The organism is Psychrobacter sp., from assembly GCF_036731945.1.
Lineage (GTDB): Bacteria > Pseudomonadota > Gammaproteobacteria > Pseudomonadales > Moraxellaceae > Psychrobacter.
On the sequence record NZ_DAINDI010000087.1, the window covers coordinates 4,682 to 9,747 of the forward strand.

Annotated in this window: 3 protein-coding genes; 1 reads left to right on the plus strand and 2 read right to left on the minus strand. The window is 39.6% G+C overall.

What is annotated here, in order from left to right; all coding sequences use genetic code 11:
* Positions 1–293 precede the first annotated feature (293 nt).
* Both V7D75_RS13340 and uvrB read right to left on the minus strand, forming a co-directional pair.
* Positions 294–1,775, minus strand: a complete 1,482-nt coding sequence (locus tag V7D75_RS13340) for an AbiH family protein (RefSeq protein WP_333614943.1) — start codon at positions 1,773–1,775, stop codon at positions 294–296.
* A gap of 89 nt (positions 1,776–1,864) precedes the next feature.
* Positions 1,865–3,976, minus strand: coding sequence for an excinuclease ABC subunit UvrB (uvrB, locus tag V7D75_RS13345; protein WP_333614944.1), 2,112 nt, complete (start codon positions 3,974–3,976; stop codon positions 1,865–1,867).
* Between the two features lie 424 nt (positions 3,977–4,400).
* Between uvrB and dps the strand changes: the two genes are divergently transcribed.
* On the plus strand, positions 4,401–4,886 hold the full coding sequence (gene dps / locus V7D75_RS13350) for a DNA starvation/stationary phase protection protein Dps (protein ID WP_068406213.1): 486 nt from the start codon (positions 4,401–4,403) through the stop codon (positions 4,884–4,886).
* The last annotated feature ends 180 nt before the right edge of the window (positions 4,887–5,066 follow it).

A 5,066-nucleotide genomic window follows, 5' to 3' on the forward strand; every position in this document is an offset into this window, starting at 1 on the left:
TTGCTCAGCAACGTAGCACGATGTTTATCAGGATAGCGAGCAGCGCCAGATAAAGTATTAGCGATGGCTTCTTTGGCAGAGTCTGACATGCCCAAAGAGTTTTCATTGAAGTCTAACTTGAGTAATTTATGACTGTTGTTATCGATATTATTATGCATGATAGGTAATCCGCCTACGTCGTCCATGAATGATAAAGCGCATGCAGCTGCGCCATATCATCTTAAGTGGCATTTCTCATAATTACAAGTTATCCAATAGCAAATTATTAGTTATAAATTCGCAGAAATAAAGCTCTATTTTTTAATCTTTTTATTCTCTACATAAATATCGGGTGCGGCTTGAAATACTAGCCAGCCTTTCTTCATCCACTCTTGTATAACATCTTTACCCATAATGTGCATAAGATTGGCAAGTTGCGTATGTGGCGAGCCATGATACCAAATTTTTATAGTCACTCTATTCAACAGGTTATCACTGTTAAGATTAAACATTTCTCTAATATACTCTCCATCTGAAGAATCTAAAGAGTGTCCCCATATAATAATCTCATAGTCATTTTGAAGCAGGTAGTTTATAGGTGGCTTACTTGTTAACTTCACATCATTATTATCTAAAAACATATAATCAGTATTGTTGACAAGTTTTTGAAAAGTCTTAACAAAGCCGTAAATTTTATATTTTTTTAATTTCCCTTCACCTAAGTCGCTTATTCCAAGCACAATATTTTTACGTTCTGCACTGCCATGAATATATTGGACTTCGGTTCTATTGAGTTGATTTTCGAGACTTTTCGGATATAGCCTTTCAAAAGTATTAGAATAATTAAACGTATAGACTGCATCAATTTCTTTTCCCAAATCACCAAAATTATCGAAAGATTTAATTGGTGCTAGTCGATCAATCACTAATTCTATATAGCTCGTGAATATTTCCGAGAAAATCCCCAAGTCTGTTAATAACTTTCTAAATACCTCATCTCCTTTAAAACCAGTATAGAATCTAGAAAATCTATTTAAATACTTTTTGTCTACAACCCTATCTATATCAAAGGTCATAAAAAGACTAGATTCACAGTTTTTATGAGCTTTGGCTTTTTCTCTTTCATCATAGCTACCATGTAACATAAAACAATCAACTTCTTTACTCATACTATAGCCGCCAACCTCTTCACATGATCCAAACACCTTCGAAATAATAGAAAAATCTCTAAGTATCCTTTGTATTTGACTACTTTTAAACTTCATATCATTGAGATATTTTGGAGAAAACTGAACTAGAGTATCACCTAAGAAGTCACTAAAGCTGGCTTTTCTAATTTGATATCTATCTAGCGAATATTCAGTATCAACACTTATATCTTGACTTAAAATAGTGCTATTATCAAAATCCCTACTTAGAAGAACATCAATATTCAACAGTATATCCTCTATTTCATTCTCAAAATCAATCCACGTATCTACATCGGTCAAATGATGCTTAAAATGCTGAAACCAACCGTTGTTCTTTAGCTTTGTTTGCAAGTTCTTCACAGTATCAATCGATAACCTCAAGTCATCTATTTTATACAATTCCTTAGTATTTCTAAAAAAGCCCTTTTCTCTATCGGAACATTCACCTGCAATATATTTTTGAAATAAGTCATCAAACCCAAGTTCTTGATCTTCCTCCAAAGATTCGACAACCATCATGGCATCCATAAAATGCACGTAAGCAGTTGGTAGATAATGAGCCAAATCAAATCCGTTACCTAATACAAATATTCTTTTTGTATCCAATTTTTTGTTTCCTTTTTACAATCCAAAAAGAAAGCGAATTAACTATCCGTTAACCCGCCCTACTATTTCTACATTTTATACCTAACTTCTTAAATCAAATGTGCTTTCAATTCCAATACTTTATCACGCGTTTTTGCCGCTTCTTCAAACTTCAAATCTCGTGACATTTGCTGCATTTGTTTCTCAAGACGTTTGATTTCTTTGGCCAGTAAATCAGGGCTGCGCAAAATGTTGATATCGACATCAGGCAGATTGCTTTTTACAGGAATTACTTGATTGTCATTGGCATCAAGGTTTTCACCCGTGTCAATTTTATCGGTGATACTACGGCGCGCACCTTTTGGCGTAATATTGTGCTCAAGGTTAAAGGCAACTTGTTTTTCGCGGCGACGGCCAGTCTCTTCTATCGCTTTTTCCATACTCGGCGTAATGCGGTCAGCGTACAAAATCGCTTTACCGTTTAAGTGACGGGCAGCACGACCAATAGTCTGGATCAAAGAGCGCTCAGAACGCAGAAAACCTTCTTTATCAGCATCAAATATCGCCACCAATGACACCTCTGGCATATCAAGCCCTTCACGCAACAGGTTAATGCCGACCAATACATCATGGACGCCTGTCCGCAGCTCATGAATGATCTGCATGCGCTCAACCGTATCGATATCTGAGTGCAGATAAGCGACTTTGACATCGTATTCTTTCAAATAACTGGTTAAGTCTTCTGCCATTCGCTTAGTTAACGTGGTGATAAGCACGCGCTCATCAAGCTCACGGCGTTTGGTAATCTCCGATAACACATCATCAACCTGCGTCAATACCGGACGAATTTCAATCTCAGGGTCAATCAAACCCGTTGGTCGTACCACTTGCTCGACCACCTGCTCGCTATGCTCAAGCTCATACTGTGCTGGCGTGGCGCTAACATAAATGGTCTTTGGCTTGATACGCTCCCACTCTTCAAACTTCATCGGACGATTATTCATCGCACTTGGCAAACGAAAGCCATAATTAACCAAGTTTTCTTTACGCGACCTATCGCCTTTATACATCGCCCCAATTTGCGAAACCGTCACGTGCGATTCATCGATAAATAGCAGCGCATCTTCTGGAATATAATCAAACAGTGTCGGCGGTGCTTCCCCTGACGGACGACCAGACAGATGCTGCGAGTAGTTTTCGATACCATTACAGTAACCGAGCTGCTGAATCATCTCAAGGTCATACTGGGTACGCTCTTTTAGACGCTGCGCTTCAACCAATTTATTATTGTCGCGGAAATACTCTAAGCGCGGCTCAAGCTCGGCGCGAATAGTATGACTTGCCGCTTCCAATTTATTGCGCGGCGTTACATAGTGCGATTTTGGATAAATGGTGATACGCGGCACACTTCGCACGGTTTTGCCGGTTAACGGGTCAAACCAAGTGATTTTTTCTACTTCATCATCAAACAGATGTACGCGCACCGCTAGCTGCTCAGATTCCGCAGGATAAATATCTAATAGCTCACCGCGCAAGCGATAGGTACCACGGCCAAAATCTAACTCATTACGGTTATATTGCATTTCAACCAAACGTTTAATGGTCGCCGTCCGATCGATTTTATCGCCAACCACCACATGCAAAAGCATTTTTAAATAACTTTCTGGATCACCCAAACCATAAATACAGGAGACCGAAGCCACAATAATCGCATCACGGCGCTCAAGTAGCGCCCGCGTCGCTGATAGGCGCATTTGGTCAATATGGTCGTTGATGGCACTGTCTTTTTCGATAAAGGTATCACTCGCCGCAACATAGGCTTCCGGCTGATAATAGTCATAGTAGCTGACAAAGTACTCAACGGCGTTATTTGGAAAGAACGCTTTAAATTCGCCATAAAGCTGGGCGGCAAGGGTTTTGTTGTGCGCCATAATAATGGTTGGACGTTGGCATTCAGCGATGACTTTTGCCATGGTATAAGTCTTACCGGAACCGGTCACACCGAGTAACAGCTGCTCATCCATCCCAGTATTGATACCATTAACAAGCTTGGCAATCGCTTGCGGTTGGTCGCCTGCCGGCTCAAAGTCGGTGACCATCTCAAAGGCGCGGCTTGATATTTGCGTACCAGACGCATTGACACCACTGATTTCAGCTTCGCCTTGCAGCTGAGTGGCCAATTGGTTTAACTGACGCGACGAGCGCGGTTCAGGCATTCGCATAATGGCTTTCTTCCTGACATTTATAAAGGGTTATAAGAGTTTAGACTTATAACAATATGGGGTCTAAATACCAGTTTTTAAAGGATAATCGTGGGTTTCATTTCCTATTTACACACATAATTAGCAGCTAAAATTTGCGCTAGATTAATGGTAATCTTAAAACGACTACTATTCATTTAACGTCTATTATTTATAGGAAAAGCACAGAATGGCAGCTAAATTTACAAAGCTTTTCACGATTAACAAAGTTATTACACGACCACTTAACAAAGCCTAAAACCTGGGGGTTCAATCGCGCTCATAAATTGCTACTATGGGTACTGAATTAATGAACAAGCAGTATTAAGAAGCGATAAGTACAAGCAACAACACGCTTAAAAATTAATCCAACAACTAATAAAAACTTAAAATAATGGAGTAAATTATGAGAGAACGTTACGCAAGTGGTATTGATGATAAAACCGCTGAAAAAATGGTTGAACTGTTAAACGCTAACTTAGCCAATCTGATTGACCTAAGTATGGACAGCAAGCAGTGCCATTGGAACTTGCAAGGTACTGGCTTTATCGGTGTACATCAATTATTAGACGAGACTTATGAGCGTTTGACTGAAGCATTTGATACAGTTGCCGAACGCATCGTTATCCTTGGCGGTAAAGCCAATGGTATCTCTAAGCGTGTGGTCGAAGACTCTATCTTAGAGACTTATCCAACTGATATCACAGAAGTTGATGAGCACGTACGCGAGCTTACCAATCGCTATAAAACCATCGCCGCTTCACTGCGTGAAGGTATCGATACCGCGGGCGACGCAGGCGATGAAGATACGGCGGATTTGTTGACTGAAGTAAGCCGTATCGTTGATAAAGATGCTTGGTTCATCGGTGCGAATGCGCCAAAGAAAAAATAACAATGACTGAATAAATCTATGAATGATATTCAGATAAGTATGAAAAAAGGTCACTTTTATAGTGACCTTTTTTTATGTCTAAAACCTTATTTTTATAAATTGCTGTTATAGTCAAAATATCCTAAAAACGCGACGGTATTGCTGATATAAATTTTTTATAGGCTCTGTCTGCACAGGCAC

Bases quoted from the DNA above. Each gene is read 5' to 3' on its own strand.
- dps (WP_068406213.1), top strand. From the start codon at position 4,401: ATGAGAGAACGTTACGCAAGTGGTATTGATGATAAAACCGCTGAAAAA.
- uvrB (WP_333614944.1), bottom strand. From the start codon at position 3,976: ATGCGAATGCCTGAACCGCGCTCGTCGCGTCAGTTAAACCAATTGGCC.